Here is a 14,719-nt window from a genome sequence, read left to right as displayed (position 1 = left end):
GTGCGCTCGCCCATGGCGGAATCCATTGCACGCCACTACTTCGGCAAGTCGGTCTATGTGCAGTCCGCAGGCGTTCGCAAAGGCGAGGCCGACGGTTTCATGAGCGCCGTGCTGGACGAGATCGGCATCGACGCCTCCAAGCACAAGCCTCGCACCCTCGTCGAACTTGAGGAGTGGGAGGGGCTCAATTTCGATCTTATCATCTCACTCTCGCCGGAGGCCCACCACGCCGCGCTCGAACTGACGCGGACGATCGCGGCGGATGTGGAATACTGGCCGACGCCGGATCCGACCATCGCGCAGGGCTCCCGCGAGCAGGTGCTCGACGCTTATCGCGATGTGCGCGATGGGCTCGTCTACCGCATCCGCCTGCGGCTCAAGCAGCGCTCACAGAAGAGCCCGGATGACGGAGAGGGTGCCTAGGCCCGCAGCCAGGCTCAGGAGATCGATGCGCGTGAGCGCCATCGTGAGGATCGTGGCCGCGAGCGCGACGATGGCAGGCCAGCCCTTGTCGAGCACCACGGGCAGGATCGTCGCCAGGATGATCGAGCCCGGGAGAGCCCGCAAACCCCGCTCGATCCGCGGCGTGAGGCGCATGCGGCTCATCACGACCACGCCCGCGATGCGGCACAGGAACGTGACAGCCGCCATGCCGGCAATTGCCATGACCGCTCCCCAGGGCTGGGCGATGAGGGTGTCAAAGCTCATTCCAGCACCATGCCAGCGGCAACCCCGGCGAGAGCGCCGGCGAGGATGAAGAAATAGCCGGGCACAAGGGCATGGACGAGGAGCGAGACGAGGCCTGCCACGAGCCAGGGCAGGGCGGGCCGCGCACCCTTCCAGAGGGGCACCAGCATGGCGCCGAAGAAGATCGGCATCACGAGGTCGAGGCCGAAGCGGCTGGGCTCCGGCACGAGGGCACCCGCAAAGAACCCGGTCAGCGTCGAGGCCAGCCAGACCAGCCAGAGGAAGATGCCTGAGCCCAGCAGGATGCCGATGTCCCGCCCGCCGCCGCTGTGATAGCGCGTGCCGATGATCCAGCCGGCTTCCGTGAGGAGGAAGAGATTGAGCGCCGTGCGGGCGAGGGGCTCGTCCTTCAGCCAGGGCTGGAGGGTCGCGCCCAGAAGGATCATGCGCGCATTCACGACCGCGGTGACCGTCACGATGCTCAGGATCGTTGCAGGCGTCCAGACCTGCTGCCAGATTTCGAGCGCCACCATCTGCGATGCGCCCGCATAGACGAAGGCGCTGAGCCCGAAGGTCTCGCCCAGGGAAAGGCCCTTCTGGGCCGCGGCCGTGCCGAATGCCATGGCGAACATTATGAAGCCCGGCAACGCAGGGAATGCGGCGCGGGCGCCCTGGAGAAGGCCGGCCGACGAAAAATGGGGGCGGAGAGAGGCGGACATGAGCCTGCGCTCTGTGCCTTCTCGCACCCCCATCCGTCAATGATGAAGACGGGACGTGGAACGGAGCCCGTGACGGGCTAACGGCGCTAGAGCGCGCCGTTGACCAGCGGGTAGATCTCGGTGGCGCCGTGATAGATCATCTCGAGAGCCACGTAGAGGATGATCGCCAGTCCGACATAGGCGATCCAGCGGTAGCGTTGAAGGAGGCGCGCGATGTACGAGGCGGCGAGGCCCATGAGGGCGATGGACAGGAGAAGGCCGAAAGCGAGGATGTAGGGATGCTCGCGCGCCGCGCCGGCGACCGCCAGCACGTTGTCGAGTGACATGGACACGTCCGCGATGATGATCTGCCAGGCAGCCTGAGCGAAGGTCTTGCGCGGCGCGGCGCCGGCGATGGTACCGTCGGCGTCGATGTCCACGCCTTCCAGCGCTTCCTCGGCCTGCACCTCTTCCGTGTGGCTCGTGCGTAGCTCGCGCCACATTTTCCAGCACACCCATAGAAGGAGTATGCCGCCTGCGAGGAGAAGGCCGACGATCTGAAGGAGCTGGGTCGTGACCAGGGCGAATCCGATGCGCATCACCGTGGCGGCGATGATGCCGAGCAGGATGGCCTTGTTTCGTTGCTCCTTGGGAAGGCCCGCGGCGGCGAGACCGATGACGATGGCATTGTCGCCGGCAAGCGCCAGGTCGATGCCGACCACCTTCAGGAAGGCGATGACTTCGGGTCCGAAAAACTGCGAGAGATCAAACATTCAAGTCCTCATGTGTCGGTTCGACGGGTACGCATGAGGAGTGCTCGACGGCGTTGTCCGCAGTGCCGGACCGACCCGGCCGGCTGCTGAAGGACTGAATGAACCGTGTGCGAGAACGCATCCAGGCGACCCTGGTTCTCCAGTCCGACATCGCCGCTCGAAAGGAGCGACCAGAGGGGCCCGGCCTGGTTACAGCGGTCTCATCTAGACAACCCCGCGCAGCCGATCAAGTGATCTCCTGCTGCACGTCACAGGCGCTGCAGGGCTCGGGAACATGCGGCGTCGCACCTCTCCGATTGCAGGGGGAGCCTTGTTGAGAAACCGGCACTTTCGGCGGCGGAAGCTTGATCCGGGGGGTGGCCTTATGCACTACTCGCCTGGAACAATTGAGAGGCGCATGCCATGCGCCTGTCGGGAGGCCGTCCATGTCTGTACCTCACGAACGCCCCGGAGATCCGGGGCGCCGCGGGCCCATTCGCGCACCGCAGAGCCTCGGTGGCGGGATCTTCCTTGTCTTCCTGGCCATCCTGGCCCTGTGGCTCAATCGCAATCTGGATCAGGGCACCCTGAACGCCATGGGGCCGGCGATGCTGCCGGACTGGCTCGCCGTCGGGGTCGGAGCCTGTGGCGTGGCCCTCCTGGCCTTCGCCTTTACCAAGCAGGGCGACGAGCTGGATCACTGGAGCCTGCGCGGGCCCTTCTTCGTCGTTCTGGGCATCCTGGCCTTCGCCGTCACGATCCGTCCCTTCGAGCTCGGGGCGCTGACGATCCCGGGCCTCGGCCTCGTGATTGCGGGGCCGCTGGCCATCATCATCGGCGGTTTCGCAACGCCTGAGATGCGCCTGAGGGAGTTGATCATCCTCGCGCTTTGCCTGACGCCTTTCTGTATGGTCCTGTTCGGCGATCTGCTGAATCTGCCGATCCCGATCTTCCCGCAGGCGCTCAGGGACCTTTTTCCGGCGGACTGGTCGCAGAAGGATATCCTGAGGGCAATGGCTGCGGCGATGGTGGTCGGGGCCATCGTCGTCTATGCCCTTGGGCCGAAGAAGCGCACGCAGCAAGTCGACAGGGTGGTCCAACCGGACGAGGGTATCGATGGGTGATTTCGCTTCCAACCTGAGCCTCGGTTTCGGCGTCGCTCTGAGCCTGCAGAACTTGGGTCTCGCCTTCCTGGGCTGTCTCGTGGGAAGCCTCATCGGCGTCCTGCCCGGCGTCGGCCCCATCGCGACCATCGCGATGCTGCTTCCCATCACCTTCGGCCTCGATCCCATCGGCGCCCTCATCATGCTCGCCGGCATCTATTACGGCGCGCAGTATGGCGGCTCGACCACGGCGATCCTCGTCAACATTCCCGGCGAGGCGACCTCCGTGGTGACGGCCCTGGACGGGCACCAGATGGCCCGTCAGGGCCGGGCCGGCATCGCGCTCGGCATCGCGGCCATCGGCTCCTTCTTCGCCGGAACCGTGGCGACCCTGGTGATCGCGGCTCTGGGCGCTCCGCTGACCGGCCTCGCGCTCATCTTCGGGCCGACGGAATATTTCTCGCTCATGACCATGGGCCTCGTCTTCGCCGTGGTCCTGGCGCGCGGCTCGATCCTCAAGGCCATCGCCATGATTCTGGTCGGCGTGCTGCTCTCCACGGTCGGCACGGATCTCGAGACCGGCGAGGAGCGCATGACTTTCGGTCTGCCGTTCCTAGTCGACGGGATCGATTTCGCCGTGCTGGCCATGGGCGTCTTCGGCATCGCCGAGATCCTGCGCAACCTGGACCACACCGAGACCCGCGACGTGGTCCGCCAGGCCATCGGCCGCCTGCTGCCGAACAGGGACGACTTCCGGCATTCCTACAAGCCGGTGCTGCGCGGCACCTTCATCGGCGCGGCGCTCGGCATCCTGCCCGGCAACGGCGCGGTGCTCGGGCCGTTTGCAGCCTATACGCTGGAGAAAAAGCTCGCCAAGGACCCGCGCCGCTTCGGGCAGGGCGCCATCGAGGGCGTGGCGGGGCCGGAAAGCGCCAACAATGCGGGCGCCCAGACCTCGTTCATCCCGCTGCTGACCCTTGGCATCCCGCCCAATGCGGTGATGGCTCTCATGGTCGGCGCCATGACCATCCACGGCATCGTGCCGGGGCCGCAGGTGATGACCCGCAATCCCGACCTGTTCTGGGGCATGATCGCATCCATGTGGATCGGCAACCTGATGCTGCTCGTCATCAACCTGCCGCTGGTGGGCATGTGGGTGCGCCTGCTGAAGGTGCCCTACCGCCTGATGTTCCCCGCGATCCTGATGTTCTGCTGCATCGGCATCTACTCCATCAACTCGCTGCCGACGGACGTGATGTTCATCGCCTTCTTCGGCCTCGTGGGCTACATGCTGATCAAGTTCGGCTTCGAGCCGGCTCCGATGCTGCTTGGCTTCGTGCTCGGCAAGCTGATGGAGGAGAACCTGAGGCGCGCGCTGATCCTGTCCCGCGGGGACATGATGACCTTCATCGAGCACCCGATCAGCGCCGTGCTCCTGGCCATCGCGGCCATCCTGCTGATCGTCGCGCTCCTCCCCTCGATCCGGAAGGGGAGGGACGAGGTGTTCACGGAATAGCTTGTTTTTGCCAAGCCCTTACCCACAATGTAGGGCGATAGCTTTCCCGAGGGAGGAAGACTGATGAAGAAGATTGCTCTGGCTCTTGCCGCCGTCGCCGGCATTGCCGCAACGGGCGCGCAGGCCCAGCAGAACTACCCCAATCGCCCGATCACCATGATCGTGCCCTTCGCCGCAGGCGGACCGACGGACGTCGTGGCCCGCATCGTGACGGACCACATGTCCCGCACCCTCGGTCAACAGATCGTGATCGAGAACGTGGCGGGCGCCGGCGGCACCACGGGCATCACCCGCGCCGCCCAGTCCCAGCCGGACGGCTACACGATCATGATGGGCCATATGGGCACCCACGGCGCCGCACCGGCTCTGTACCCGAACCTGAAGTATGACCCGACCAAGGACTTCGCGCCCATCGGCATGGCCGCCGGCACCCCGATCCTGATCGTGGCCAAGAAGGACCTTCCGGCCAGCGACCTGAAGGGCTTCATCGAATACGTGAAGACTAATGCCGACAAGGTGAACCAGGCCCATGCGGGCGTGGGCTCGGTCTCCCACACGACGGGCGTGCTCTTCGACTCCATTGTTGGAACCAAGCCCACCATGGTGGCCTATCGCGGTACGGGGCCGGCCCTCAACGACCTCATGGCGGGCACGGTCGACTTCATGACGGACCAGATCGTCAACGTTGCTCCGCAGATCCAGGGCGGCAACATCAAGGCCTATGCCATTGCCACGCCGGAGCGCTCCCCCGCGCTGCCGAACGTGCCGACCACGAAGGAAGCCGGCCTCGGCGACTATCAGGTCAGCGCCTGGAACGCGGTCTTCGCGCCCAAGGGCACGCCCAACGACGTCGTCGCCAAGCTGAACGACGCTCTCGTGAAGGCGCTTGCCGATGAGAACACCAAGAAGCGCCTCCTCGACCTCGGCGGCGTCATCCCCTCGGCCGAAGAGCAGTCGCCAGAAGGCCTGCAGAAGCTGGTCGACAGCGAAGTGGCCCGCTGGACCCCGGTCCTCCAGGCTGCCGGAGCCAAGGCGGAATAAGCCTTAGCCACGCATTGCGTTCGAGACGGCGGGCCGCGGGGCCCGCCGTTTTCATTTGATGGACTGCGACGTCAAAGAAGCCTTGAAATTGATCGCCCGGACGATTACACCACGCCTCACGTGCAGCCGTAGCTCAGTTGGTTAGAGCACCAGATTGTGGATCTGGGGGTCCCCCGTTCGAGCCGGGGCGGCTGTACCACTTCAAATCAAAGCTTTAGCGCCTCGCAGGTTCGAGGCTTTGGCCGGAAGCGGCCCTTTGCCGGGATATGACTCTCCGGCTGTTCAATTCCGTTCTCTCAGTTCCCCGATGTGTAGCATTCCTCGCCGGTCGTAGCAGGGTCGGTCATCCCGGCTGAGGTTCATGTCCGCGCGTCCGTCCGGTGCAAACCGGTTTCTTGCTAAGGTTCGGTCTGCCGCTTCAGAGAACATCTCACTTCGAAGAAAGACGTCTAAGACTTATTTGCTCAGGCTAAAGTATATAGTCTTCTTCATGTCAAAATATTCCTGAAGATCAATGCAATGATGTTCTTCTGCATCAAGTAATCGTCTCAGAAGTACTTTCCCTGCTCGGAAAACTTAATTTCGCCAAAAGATGGCCCTCAAAGGGATAGGTCGAATCTTCTGTGGGTACCACAAAATGGCACGGGGAAGTGGGAGCGGATTGGCGATGGAGAGCCTCCCTCAGTCTGTCGGTAGTGCGGTTGCTTTGCGTAAGGGTGATGGATTTCCTGCTCGTAGCTTCGGGCAGATGATCAGGTCCGCCGGCGCGGTGCCGCAGCTGACGCGCTGGTATATCCGCCAGACTGTCGTCACCTTGAGACCTGTGGTCAGCAGAGGCATGGTCGAACTGCGCCAGGCGCTTCCCCATGCGCAGGAGCTTGCTCCGAAGGTGCTGGCCCGGCTCCAGGAAACTCACCCCGCTCTCGTCGCCCGGGCCCGCACGGTCCTTCCCTTCCTGCTCGACGTTCCGGAGCCCGAGCCGGAAGAGCCCGATCCGGTCGATATCGTGATTGCGGAATTCGGGAAGCTCGAACGGGACCAGCAGGACAAGGTCGCCCGGAACCTGTCGCTGCTCTGGGACAATTTCCGGGAGGTGTTCGGCGGGGCCAGCGGCTTCCAGGCGGCTCCGCCCATCGACCAGAAGCTCTATCTCGAGAAGCTGGAAGCGGCGGCCCGCCGCATGGAGGTCGTCAAGGGATCGGAGGCGGCCTTCCACTATGTGACGGTGGAGCTGATGAGGCAGTACGCCTCCTTCCTGCAGACCGGCAGCACGGACGAGAAGGCCGTGGCGCTCGCACGCCTGGTGGCTCCCCTCATCGACCGCGGCCACAGGATGTCGGCCAAGCCGCTGCAGATCCCCATGCGCCCGGTCCGTCAAAGGGTGATGCAGCTCTAGCCCGCGTTGGGGCGCGATGCGGGCTTTGCGGCCTCATTGCCGGGCGTGTTCTCTTTGCCCGATGAAGCGGCCTCGCCCGTGGCTTTATTGAGAGAGCCCTCGTCCGTGGGTTTCTTGCGCCCCAGCCAGTTGTAGAGCATCCAGGCTAGGCCCGATCCTGCAACTCCGAGCAGGACCAGCATCGTGCTCGGATAATCCCGCAGATCGACGCGGGTCTCCGGATCGAACTCGCTGTCGTCGGTCTCGGTCTCGGTCTCTTCGTCCTTGCTGGGCATCGATCAGCCTTCGTGCGAGGCGCCTCACCGGACGCCGTAACAGGTTAGTCCCGAAAGCAGCTTGATGGAATGATGGAGTGAGAGGCGTCCGCTCTACGGACCCGCGCTCTCAGCCGCTCGATTCCTTCTCGCTTCCGGACATCATCGTCCCGCGCCCGCGCCGTTCCGCTCGCTCGAGCGCCTCTGCGAGAAGGCGACGCCGCTGTGGCAGAGACCGAGTGTCGGCGAGGGTAATGCCCATCTGGGCCAGCAATTTCTCGGCTTCCATGGTGTGACGTCGGTCGGGCATGTCCGGAATCTCCTGCTGTTTTGGAATGCAACTGTCGAACATTGTTCCCGGTTCCTGCCACGCTGCGTCGCAAGCACTGCGAAGTACCCGCCGTTCAATTGTCGGGCGGCAGGATATATCGTATGAAGAAGTGCCTGTGATTTGTAGCGCGCGGGCCGGCCGGATTGGGCGGCCGCATTGTTTGCTTAAAGCGTTCAGTAGCCTGTTTTTTCCCGTCACCCGGGCTCTTCGCCCCGTTTTTAGGTCTCGCGTTCAGACATGATTCATCCCAAATTTTCCAGGGGTGGTCCTATGACATATCGCGGACCGGACCCTCTCAAGGACGCTCTCGATCTTCAGGCTCACGTCAGGGGATTGAAAGCCCTGCTCGAGCTGCAGCTCTGGCAGATCGAAGTACTGAACGACCGGCTCTATCCAGTGAGCCGGGCGGTGTTGCGGCGCGACGGCTGCTCGCGCTCAAGCGGAGCGAGGCGGCAATGCCTGCCACACGATCTCGCAAGCCGCGAGGAGACTTTTAGACAGGTCCTCTCCCGCGTAGGCCTGTCTGTCATTTGTCAGAGAAGGGCGATGGACGATCTCGTCTGGCTCCGGTGCCGGAACACGTCCCATGACGCGATGAGCTCGGAAATCCGATCCTTCGGCGCAGCCTTGCCGAACAGATAGCCCTGTCCCAGGTCGCATCCCTGCGCGCGCAGGAAGGCGACCTGGACCTCCGTCTCGACGCCCTCCGCGACGGTAGCGATGCCGAGGTTCTGACCGAGACTCAGAACGGCCTGGAGGATCGCCGTGTCGTCGGGGTTCTCGGCCAGGTCACGGACGAAGGAGCGATCGATCTTGATGATGTCGACCGGAAACTGCTTCAGGTGCGATAGAGAGGCATAGCCCGTTCCGAAATCGTCGAGGGCGATCCTGATGCCTTCGGCACTGAGCATGCGCAGGGCCGATTCCACATGCTCGGCTCCCTGACCAAGAAAGACGGTCTCGGTCACTTCGAGCTCGAGATAGCGCGAGGGAATGCGGGCCGCGCGCAGGCGCTCCAGCAACTGATCGGCGAAGTCGTGCCCTCTGAATTCGGCCGCCGAGGCGTTGATGGCTACATGGCCGAAATCGACGCCCGCATCGAGCCAGCGGCGCATGTCGCCAAGCACGAGCTCCTGGATCTGCTGACCGATGGCGACCGCCAGGCGGGGATCGTCGAAGGCAGCCTGAATGGCGGATGGGGGCTGCAGGCCATCCTGTGGGTCGTGCCAGCGCAGGAGCGCCTCGAAGCCGGCGAGCTTGCCGGACGCGAGATGGACCTTGGGCTGGTAATAGGGCTCGATCCGGCTGGACTCGATGGCCTCGCGCGCATTGTTGCGCATCTGGGCCCGGCGGTGAGTCTCCGCACGCATCGACGGCTCGAAGATCATGATCTTGCCGCGGCCGCCGGCCTTGGCCATGTAGAGCGCGATATCGGCCTGCTTGTGCAGCTCTTCGGCCTGGTCCGTATGATCGGGCCAGATGCTCACCCCGATGCTGGCGCTGCAGCTGACCGTGTGCCCGGCATACAGGAAGGGCTCCTGCAGCCGTGCGAGAAGCGGGCGCACAATCTCCTCGAGTTCCTCCTCGCTCCCGATATCCGGCATGACGACAGCGAATTCATCGCCGCCGTTGCGGGCAACCGTGTCGATAGGACGGATCGAGGATCGCAGGCGCTCCGCAGCGGTGCGCAACAGGCAGTCTCCTGCATCATGCCCAAGCGTATCGTTGACCTGCTTGAGATGATCCAGGTCGAGCAGCAGAAGACCGACTTTCAGGCCGGTGCTGGCGGAGCATTTCAAGGCTTCGGTGAGCCTCTCCTGGAAGAGCATGCGGTTGGGAAGCTGCGTCAGGAGATCGTGGCGTGCATTCCAGAGCAGGCGCTCCTCCGCCACTTTGCGGAGGCCGATATCCTCGACGACGAGAATCGTCGAAACCACTTGGCCCCAATCGTCCTGAACGAACGAGACATTGACCGCGCACCAGACCACCGTACCGTCAGGACGCACATAGCGCTTCTCGATCTGAAACGGTTCGCCGTTCGCGAGATGCTTCTCGAAGAGGGCCTTATTCTCCACGATGTCGTCCGCATGCGTGAAGGCCTCCATCGGCAGGCCGTTCAATTCGTCCCGGCTGCGTCCGACAATCTCGCAGAAGCGCTGATTGACCATCAGGACTTGCCGGTTCAGGTCGCGATGCAGGATGCCGACCATCGTCTGGCCGAAGACGATTGCCAGCTGTCGCTCTCTCTCGCGCAGCGTATCGGCAGCAGCGCGCCGCTCGTCGATGTTGCGGAAAAAGACCGTGAGCCCGGGGCCGACGGGAACCGCATGGACTTCGTACCAGGACGACAGCGGCGGAAAAAAAGCTTCGAAGATCTGAGTCGTGTTCTCCGCAAGCGCGCGCCGGTAATGGATCTCGAACGGGGTGCCCAGGGCCTGCGGGAAAACGTCCCAGATATTGCGTCCGACGAGATCGAAGCCGCCTTCCAATTCATGAAGGGCGCGTCTGTTGAGAAAGGTGAAACACCAGCGACGGTCGAGAAAGAAGACGCAGTCGGTCGTGCCCTCCAGAAAGGCCCGTGCATATTGGGAGAGGCGCTGGTCATCCGGTGCGTTGGGTGCGCCGATCCCTTCCGTCGGACCTGCCGCAGACAACTCGATGGGTGCATCCTTGCTCTGGGAGCGCCGGTTGAAAAACTGGGTCAGCCACGCATGGCCCGGAATACGCACGTCTACTCTCTCGAAAACCCGTGTGGCGTCTTGTTCTTGGGGATCTGGGCGGCCGTTCGGCTGGCGCAACCCATCACATGCCCAGGCTCCGTAACGGAACATAGACCCCGTTCCTCAAGAATCCGTCAAGCCACGCGTGCTCGGATGTGGGATGCGAAGGATGCATGCGCAGGGATCCCCCGATAGGGGCGGCTTCCCTTACTGTGGCACGACGACGGTCATATAGGGACCAGGCGCCTTTTCCGTCGGACCCGATAGGGGCGGCACTTTATTCTTCATCGGCTTCATGGCCTTGATATATGAGGCCAGCGCCTGGGCGTCCTGATCGGTCATGTTGCCGTAAGCGTGCCAGGGCATGACGGGCGCAAGCTGTCGCCCATCCGGGCGCACGCCCGTGCGCACGGCCTTTATGATATCAGCCTCGCTCCACTGGCCCAGCCCGGTCTCGGGATCGGGGGTGAGGTTGGGAGGGTAGAAGATGCCGAGGCCCGGGATCTGGAAGCCGACTTCAGAGCCGGCGATGCATGTCGGGCTTGCCGAGCAGGGTGCCGGGCGTGTGGCAGCCGGCGCAATCCATGATCGACACGAGATACTCGCCGCGCTTCATCTTGTCCTGCGCCAGGGCCGGCGCCCCCAGAAGGAGGGCGCCTGTCGCTCCGGCTAAAACCCACGCAATCTGCTTCATGGCTGTCCCCCGGTTTCCGTGAAACCAGGGTCAGGATGAGCGCGCCGTTTCCGGCCGACAATGGCAAAAGCGGATTAGCGGACAGGACCGAAAGGTTCTTGCTTCCGCGGCATCATCTGAAGTCGACCCGCAATCCGACGCCAATGTAGTTCGAACCGGATTCCCGTGGTGCGATTACGCCGAAGATGCCGGATCTGTGGTGGATCCGCGGGACGATGGAGACGCCCGGCAATGAGGCGTGGGTGAAGTCGGCCTCGAAGCTAAGATAGTTGAGCAACCGGCTCGGCTCGACACGGAAGCTTCCTTCGAGGTTCGGAGGCTCGGAGGAGTATGAGAGGCCTTCGCCGAAGGCAAAGTTGACGCTCAGGCCTCCGAAGAGCGGGATCTGACCCGTCCGGAACAGCAAGGCCAGCGTTCCTTCCCAATGGCTCTGATCGCCGAAATGGCGCAGCACCTGTCCTTCGAGTTCGAGGCGGTTTCCGCGAAAGGCGAAATCGGTGCCGGGGAGGGGGATCGAGAAAGGCGGCGTGATCGCACGCGAAAGGCCGAACCCGACGAAGTAGGCCTCCTCGCGGGTGAGCCCTACGGTGAGGGAGCGCTCCGGGATTTCCAGGAGATCGGCATTCACCCATTGACTGCCATAAACGCTGATGTGCCAGTCCCGCGCAGGAGCCTGAGCAGATGCGGGCGTGCCGAGGACAAGGCCCGCTGCAACGACCAGCGATGCCGTTCCATGTGCTCCAGCGCCTCGAAATCCGCAGAAGACTTGCGACATTGGCAAACTCCCAGCCACCTCAGAGCGGCTATGGGCCTATCGTCCCGGACACCCCCGATCGTATCGTTGGCTGGCGCTCCTGGCGCACTACCTGCAGGCGCGTCGCATGCGCGCCTTCCGCTATAAGAAATCATATACCGACTGAATTCAACCTCAGGCCGAAGCCAAGAAAAAAGGCCCGGCGGAGCACCGGGCCTTTCCTGGTCGCACTGTGTCAGCGATCAGTTGAACTTGTAGTTCACGCCGGCGCGCACAACGCCGAACTCGGTGTCGCGGCGGGTGCCGACGATCTCGCCGAGTGCGTAGTTGCTCTTCGTGTCGAGATCGACATAGAGACCTTCGACCTTTGCGGTGAAGTTGTCCGTCACGGCATATTCCACGCCGCCGCCAAGGGTCCAGCCGCCATTGGTGCTGTTGTCGCGATGGTAGCCGAGGACCGGGTCGTAGGCGCGGTTGCCGCCGATGTCGCCGTAGGCGAAGCCGCCGGTGCCGTAGACGAGAGCGCGGTCGAAGGCGACGCCGAGGCGGGCGCGGATCGTGCCGAAATAGCCGTCATCGTCGCCGGGGTAGTAGGTAGCGCCGTAGGAGGCGCCCTTATTGCCGACGGCGGCGTATTGCAGGTCGGTTTCGGCGCCGAGGACGAACATCCCGAGCTGGTAGTTGTAGCCAGCCTGAGCGCCGCCGACGAAGCCGCCCTTCCGGCTGCTGCCGATATAGCCGAAGGCCGGATCGTAGTAGCGGCTGTCGCCGGTGCTCCAGCCGTAGCCTGCGTTCACGCCGGCATAGAAGCCGGTCCAGGTGAAGATCGGGGGAGCGGCATTGTAGGCCGGAGCCGGGCTGTAGCGCGACGGAAGGTCGGCGGCGGAAGCGGTCGAAGCGGCAATGAGAGCCGCGGTGCCGGCAAGCAAGCCGAAGACAGAGGTACGCATTTGTTTTGTTCCGTAGTGAGCGATCAATTGGGCTAGGCATTTATTGCCTGTCGCCGGAGTAATAAGGGCAGCATGGGAAGACATGCAATGCCGATACTATGTTTCGCTTGAGATATGATTGATGATCTATGAACGTTTACTTTTCATAAACCAACATTTCGGCGGCTCGATTGACGCTTGGTCTTCAATCATGCGTACATAAGGCACGCAGTTTGCCTGTTTGGCTCAAAGCGCGAGACAATGAGAACTTGGCCCTGCTTCCCCCCAAGGCGGGGCTTTTCTTTTTGAGGCTCAGTCCTCGCGGGCAAGCGCCTCGACGCGCCGGGCGATGACATCCACATCGGCGCTCATGGGCAGCCTGTCCGGGTGGAGGTCCGCAACCGGAATCCAACCAGCCTCCAGGGCGTCGTCGCCGGCCTTCGGGCTTCCGGAAAGCCACCGGCATCTGACCGCGATGAGAATGAAATGCTGCCGGACGCCGCCGTCATCGGCCCGCACCAGGATATCGAGGGTGGTGATGATCTCCTGCGCCTCGGCGCGGATGCCAGTCTCCTCCAGAAGCTCGCGCGTGGCCGCGTCCCTGACCGTCTCGCCGAAATCGATCTTGCCGCCCGGAAAGCCCCACAGGCCGGCATCCGGCGGGTTGGCGCGCCGGACGAGCAGGGCCTTCCCCTCATGGACGACGACGGCGATGGCGGCCGGGATCGGCGAGGGCGAAAAGGAAAAGGCTTGGCCAGTCATGGCCAAGCCTTAACGCATCATGCCTGCCGCCGATAGATTTGCTCAGCGCATGGGACGCTGCAGGGCCGATTGAAGCGGCTCGACGCTTCTGGTCATCCAGCGCGCCGCCGTCTCCGCGATGTCCTTCCACTGGGCGGAGGCCGTCTCGTAGGCTTGGCGCGCAGCGCTGGCCTGGTTGTGAAAGGCCTCGGGAAGGTGAGGAGTGCTGAAGGCGCCCCGCCACAGGTCCAGAGCAGCATGGCTCTGGCTCTGCAGCGCATCGATAACCTTGTCGCTGACTTCGAGGGCGCCTCTGGCGGAGGCCGCCAGGGACTCGCCCATGGCGAGGCGCAGGGCGTCGCCATGCTCGCGGACCGGGGAGGGCGCGGTCCCGGCTTCGATCTTCTGCGCCTTCCTGGCGGAAGCCTTGGGAGCAGGCGCTGCTGGAGCGGGCACCGCCTCGACAGTGCTCGGGATCTCAATCGCCGTCACGGCCGCCATCTCGACCAGATCCGGCTTCGTATCCGGTTTGGCGCTCGCAGCTTTGGGGGTTCTTGTGCGCATCTTCTTGGGTTCCGCCATGGCAGGTCCTCGCAATGGTTCTTGAGGGTCGGCGCTTACTTCTTCGAGCCCGGCTGTTTCATGGCCGATTGGGCCATGGAGCCGAATTCCTTCATCTGCGTCTGCATCGCCTCGAACTGCGAGCGGACGAATTCGGCCTGGATCTGCATGGCCTCCTGCATGTCCTTCGCGCGCACCATCTTCTGGGCGAGGTCGAAGGCTGCCGCGATGTTCTGCTCGGCATAGGTGAAGGTCTTGCGGGTGGCGTCTTTGGCGCTGGACTGAACGGTGTTCGCGGAGCCCTCGAAGGTATCGACCGTCTTCTGGGCCGCGTTCATGAAGCCGTCGATGGCTTTGCGGGCCTGCTCGACGCTCTTCTCAGCGAAATCGCGCATCTCAGCCGGGACTTCGTAGTTTTGGTTGGGATTGGTTGCCATTGCTCGCTCCGTATCGTCATTGGAATCTTGTGACTTGTGCGGTGCACAATATCATTGTGCGCTGCAAAATCAACTCCCCGCCGCTTTCTATTAAGGTTACCTGAA

Annotated in this window: 17 protein-coding genes, 1 tRNA gene and 1 pseudogene; 6 read left to right on the top strand and 13 right to left on the bottom strand. The window is 63.4% G+C overall.

The features are described 5' to 3' along the window. Positions 1-12 precede the first annotated feature (12 nt). Positions 13-423: an arsenate-mycothiol transferase ArsC gene (locus tag LG661_RS07480; RefSeq protein WP_230531254.1), complete on the top strand. Its 411-nt coding sequence runs from the start codon at positions 13-15 to the stop codon at positions 421-423. On the opposite strand, the gene LG661_RS07475 is transcribed toward LG661_RS07480, so the two are convergent. The 3 genes from LG661_RS07475 to LG661_RS07465 form a co-directional block, all read right to left on the bottom strand. Beyond that, on the bottom strand, positions 388-708 hold the full coding sequence (locus LG661_RS07475) for an AzlD family protein (protein WP_230531253.1): 321 nt from the start codon (positions 706-708) through the stop codon (positions 388-390). The genes LG661_RS07480 and LG661_RS07475 overlap by 36 nt on opposite strands. Then, positions 705-1,406: an AzlC family ABC transporter permease gene (locus LG661_RS07470; protein WP_230531252.1), complete on the bottom strand. Its 702-nt coding sequence runs from the start codon at positions 1,404-1,406 to the stop codon at positions 705-707. The genes LG661_RS07475 and LG661_RS07470 overlap by 4 nt, the downstream gene beginning before the upstream one ends. Before the next feature lie 86 nt (positions 1,407-1,492). After that, the gene (locus tag LG661_RS07465) at positions 1,493-2,158 is read right to left on the bottom strand and encodes a TerC family protein (RefSeq protein WP_230531251.1); all 666 of its coding nucleotides are present in this window, start codon (positions 2,156-2,158) and stop codon (positions 1,493-1,495) included. Positions 2,159-2,583: 425 nt separating this feature from the next. Between LG661_RS07465 and LG661_RS07460 the strand changes: the two genes are divergently transcribed. From LG661_RS07460 to LG661_RS07440, 5 genes are all read left to right on the top strand, one after another. Beyond that, complete coding sequence (locus LG661_RS07460) at positions 2,584-3,261, top strand: tripartite tricarboxylate transporter TctB family protein (protein ID WP_230531250.1); 678 nt, start codon at positions 2,584-2,586, stop codon at positions 3,259-3,261. Then, entirely contained in the window at positions 3,254-4,756 is a 1,503-nt protein-coding gene (locus LG661_RS07455; protein ID WP_230531249.1) for a tripartite tricarboxylate transporter permease, read from the top strand. The genes LG661_RS07460 and LG661_RS07455 overlap by 8 nt, the downstream gene beginning before the upstream one ends. 63 nt (positions 4,757-4,819) lie before the next feature. Next, positions 4,820-5,797, top strand: coding sequence for a tripartite tricarboxylate transporter substrate-binding protein (locus LG661_RS07450; RefSeq protein ID WP_230531248.1), 978 nt, complete (start codon positions 4,820-4,822; stop codon positions 5,795-5,797). A 122-nt stretch (positions 5,798-5,919) separates the two neighbouring features. Next, positions 5,920-5,996: transfer RNA gene (locus LG661_RS07445), tRNA-His, on the top strand. 549 nt (positions 5,997-6,545) lie between these two features. Beyond that, positions 6,546-7,193: a hypothetical protein gene (locus tag LG661_RS07440; protein WP_230531247.1), complete on the top strand. Its 648-nt coding sequence runs from the start codon at positions 6,546-6,548 to the stop codon at positions 7,191-7,193. Here the strand turns inward: LG661_RS07440 and LG661_RS07435 are convergent. From LG661_RS07435 to LG661_RS07390, 10 genes and pseudogenes are all read right to left on the bottom strand, one after another. Further along, a complete protein-coding gene (locus LG661_RS07435; RefSeq protein ID WP_230531246.1) occupies positions 7,190-7,468 on the bottom strand; it encodes a hypothetical protein in 279 nt (92 codons plus the stop codon). The two genes, LG661_RS07440 and LG661_RS07435, sit on opposite strands and share 4 nt — an antisense overlap. 109 nt (positions 7,469-7,577) lie before the next feature. Then, positions 7,578-7,757: a hypothetical protein gene (locus tag LG661_RS07430; RefSeq protein ID WP_230531245.1), complete on the bottom strand. Its 180-nt coding sequence runs from the start codon at positions 7,755-7,757 to the stop codon at positions 7,578-7,580. 554 nt (positions 7,758-8,311) lie between these two features. Beyond that, positions 8,312-10,507, bottom strand: a complete 2,196-nt coding sequence (locus LG661_RS07425; RefSeq protein WP_230531244.1) for a putative bifunctional diguanylate cyclase/phosphodiesterase — start codon at positions 10,505-10,507, stop codon at positions 8,312-8,314. Between the two features lie 198 nt (positions 10,508-10,705). Further along, a complete protein-coding gene (locus tag LG661_RS07420) occupies positions 10,706-10,918 on the bottom strand; it encodes a c-type cytochrome (RefSeq protein ID WP_407666677.1) in 213 nt (70 codons plus the stop codon). Between the two features lie 97 nt (positions 10,919-11,015). Further along, positions 11,016-11,192 (bottom strand): hypothetical protein, encoded by a 177-nt coding sequence (locus LG661_RS07415; protein ID WP_230531242.1) that lies wholly within the window; start codon positions 11,190-11,192, stop codon positions 11,016-11,018. Positions 11,193-11,304: 112 nt separating this feature from the next. After that, the gene (locus tag LG661_RS07410) at positions 11,305-11,967 is read right to left on the bottom strand and encodes a hypothetical protein (RefSeq protein ID WP_230531241.1); all 663 of its coding nucleotides are present in this window, start codon (positions 11,965-11,967) and stop codon (positions 11,305-11,307) included. A 221-nt stretch (positions 11,968-12,188) separates the two neighbouring features. Continuing rightward, entirely contained in the window at positions 12,189-12,896 is a 708-nt protein-coding gene (locus tag LG661_RS07405; RefSeq protein ID WP_230531240.1) for an outer membrane protein, read from the bottom strand. Between the two features lie 291 nt (positions 12,897-13,187). Further along, positions 13,188-13,637, bottom strand: coding sequence for an NUDIX hydrolase (locus tag LG661_RS07400; RefSeq protein ID WP_230531239.1), 450 nt, complete (start codon positions 13,635-13,637; stop codon positions 13,188-13,190). Between the two features lie 42 nt (positions 13,638-13,679). Beyond that, a complete protein-coding gene (locus tag LG661_RS07395; protein WP_230531238.1) occupies positions 13,680-14,198 on the bottom strand; it encodes a phasin family protein in 519 nt (172 codons plus the stop codon). A gap of 53 nt (positions 14,199-14,251) precedes the next feature. Next, a pseudogene (locus LG661_RS07390) lies at positions 14,252-14,614 on the bottom strand (phasin); the annotation flags it as partial. Between the last annotated feature and the right edge of the window lie 105 nt (positions 14,615-14,719).

It is taken from the genome of Microvirga roseola (genome assembly GCF_020866965.1).
GTDB lineage: Bacteria > Pseudomonadota > Alphaproteobacteria > Rhizobiales > Beijerinckiaceae > Microvirga > Microvirga roseola.
This window is presented reverse-complemented; position numbering and strand designations above follow the sequence as displayed.

Excerpts from the sequence above, each read along its gene's own strand:
- LG661_RS07400 (WP_230531239.1), bottom strand. The coding sequence starts at position 13,637 with ATGACTGGCCAAGCCTTTTCCTTTTCGCCCTCGCCGATCCCGGCCGCC.
- LG661_RS07455 (WP_230531249.1), top strand. The coding sequence starts at position 3,254 with ATGGGTGATTTCGCTTCCAACCTGAGCCTCGGTTTCGGCGTCGCTCTG.
- LG661_RS07405 (WP_230531240.1), bottom strand. The coding sequence starts at position 12,896 with ATGCGTACCTCTGTCTTCGGCTTGCTTGCCGGCACCGCGGCTCTCATT.
- LG661_RS07470 (WP_230531252.1), bottom strand. The coding sequence starts at position 1,406 with ATGTCCGCCTCTCTCCGCCCCCATTTTTCGTCGGCCGGCCTTCTCCAG.
- LG661_RS07450 (WP_230531248.1), top strand. The coding sequence starts at position 4,820 with ATGAAGAAGATTGCTCTGGCTCTTGCCGCCGTCGCCGGCATTGCCGCA.
- LG661_RS07480 (WP_230531254.1), top strand. The coding sequence starts at position 13 with ATGGCGGAATCCATTGCACGCCACTACTTCGGCAAGTCGGTCTATGTG.
- LG661_RS07435 (WP_230531246.1), bottom strand. The coding sequence starts at position 7,468 with ATGCCCAGCAAGGACGAAGAGACCGAGACCGAGACCGACGACAGCGAG.
- LG661_RS07460 (WP_230531250.1), top strand. The coding sequence starts at position 2,584 with ATGTCTGTACCTCACGAACGCCCCGGAGATCCGGGGCGCCGCGGGCCC.
- LG661_RS07415 (WP_230531242.1), bottom strand. The coding sequence starts at position 11,192 with ATGAAGCAGATTGCGTGGGTTTTAGCCGGAGCGACAGGCGCCCTCCTT.
- LG661_RS07465 (WP_230531251.1), bottom strand. The coding sequence starts at position 2,158 with ATGTTTGATCTCTCGCAGTTTTTCGGACCCGAAGTCATCGCCTTCCTG.
- LG661_RS07440 (WP_230531247.1), top strand. The coding sequence starts at position 6,546 with ATGATCAGGTCCGCCGGCGCGGTGCCGCAGCTGACGCGCTGGTATATC.
- LG661_RS07410 (WP_230531241.1), bottom strand. The coding sequence starts at position 11,967 with ATGTCGCAAGTCTTCTGCGGATTTCGAGGCGCTGGAGCACATGGAACG.
- LG661_RS07475 (WP_230531253.1), bottom strand. The coding sequence starts at position 708 with ATGAGCTTTGACACCCTCATCGCCCAGCCCTGGGGAGCGGTCATGGCA.
- LG661_RS07395 (WP_230531238.1), bottom strand. The coding sequence starts at position 14,198 with ATGGCGGAACCCAAGAAGATGCGCACAAGAACCCCCAAAGCTGCGAGC.
- LG661_RS07430 (WP_230531245.1), bottom strand. The coding sequence starts at position 7,757 with ATGCCCGACCGACGTCACACCATGGAAGCCGAGAAATTGCTGGCCCAG.